The organism is Coprococcus sp. AF51-11b1, assembly GCF_027682785.1.
GTDB lineage: Bacteria > Bacillota > Clostridia > Lachnospirales > Lachnospiraceae > Allocoprococcus > Allocoprococcus comes.
The window spans coordinates 1-1,641 of record NZ_JAQCZB010000032.1 but is presented as its reverse complement, the minus strand read 5'-3'; the positions used below and the strand labels follow the sequence as shown (position 1 = coordinate 1,641).

General features: G+C 43.6%; 2 protein-coding genes. Both read left to right on the top strand.

The window, feature by feature from the left end; genetic code table 11:
• A partial coding sequence (locus tag PGY05_RS16400; RefSeq protein WP_270476350.1) for a C40 family peptidase occupies nt 1–913 on the top strand: 913 nt, incomplete at its 5' end.
• Nucleotides 914–928: 15 nt separating this feature from the next.
• On the top strand, nt 929–1,641 hold a 713-nt coding region (locus PGY05_RS16395), incomplete at its 3' end, for a conjugal transfer protein (RefSeq protein ID WP_270476349.1).

Genomic DNA, 1,641 nt, shown 5'->3' with positions numbered 1-1,641 from the left:
CGACGAGAACAGCAATTTTTCTTCTGGCATTACGGGTATGAACTTATCCGCAGAAGTCTTGAAACATCAGCCTATGGTAGAAAAATACGCCAGAGAAAACGGTATTTCTGAGTATGTCAATGTGCTGTTGGCTATCATTCAAGTAGAAAGTGGCGGTACGGCAGAAGATGTTATGCAGAGTTCGGAAAGTCTTGGTTTACCGCCCAACTCTTTAGATACGGAAAGTTCAATCAAGCAGGGGTGTAAATATTTTGCGTCCCTGCTTTCTTCCTGCCAAAATCAAGGTATCGACGACTTGAGTGTAGCGATACAGTCCTATAACTATGGCGGTGGCTATGTGGGATATGTGGCAGGAAAAGGAAAGAAATACACTTTTAACCTTGCAGAGAGCTTCGCCCGTGAAAAATCGGGTGGAAAGAAAGTAACCTACACCAACCCGATAGCCGTTGCGAAAAACGGGGGCTGGCGGTATGGCTATGGAAATATGTTCTATGTGGAATTAGTCAATAAGTATTTAGCTATACCGCAGGTATCGGGAGAACTGGCACAAAAGGTAATGAATGAAGCGTTGAAATATCAAGGCTGGAAGTATGTGTATGGTGGCAGTAACCCGAACACTTCCTTTGATTGTAGCGGACTTGTGCAATGGTGCTATGGAAAAGCTGGTATCTCCTTACCGAGAACAGCACAAGCACAGTATGACGCTACCCAACATCTGCCACTCTCGCAGGCAAAGGCTGGGGACTTGGTATTTTTCCATTCCACTTATAACGCTGGAAGTTATGTAACACACGTCGGTATTCTTGTTTCGCCGACACAGATGTATCATGCAGGCGACCCGATAGGATATGCAGACCTAAGTAGTAGTTACTGGCAACAGCACTTAATCGGTGCAGGACGAGTAAAACAATAGAAAGGACTTGAAAATATGTTTAAGAAGAATAAGAAACAAACAGAAACTATCAAAGAACCAAAAGAAAAAAAGGTGCGTACTGTTAAGGTAGGCACACATAAGAAAACCGTGATTGCGTTGTGGGTGGTGCTTATCGCAAGCGTGAGCTTTGGAGTGTATAAGAATTTTACGGCTATCGACCAGCACACCACCCACGAAAAAGAAATCATTGAACTTCGCTTGCAGGACACCAACGGGATAGAAAATTTCGTGAAGAATTTTGCGAAGTCCTATTACACATGGAATAACAGCAAAGAAGCGATTGAATCAAGGATGCAGGCAATAAACGGTTATCTGACAAAGGAATTGCAGGACTTGAATGTTGATACAATCAGAACGGATATACCGACCAGCTCCACAGTTACAGATGTGATTGTATGGAGTATCGAACAATCGGGAACGGACACTTTTTCTGCTACCTACGAAGTAGATCAGCAGATAAAAGAGGGAGAAAAGACAAGCAATGTGAAAGCAACCTATACCGTAAAAGTCCATATAGACGCTGACGGGGATATGGTAATCGTTCAGAACCCTACCCTTGCACCAGCAATCGAAAAATCAGACTATGAGCCTAAGACACCAGAAGCAGACGCAAGTGTAGACGCTGATACTGTAAACGACGCTACCGCATTTCTGGAAACATTCTTTAAGCTGTACCCAACAGCGACGGAAAAAGAGCTTGCTTACTA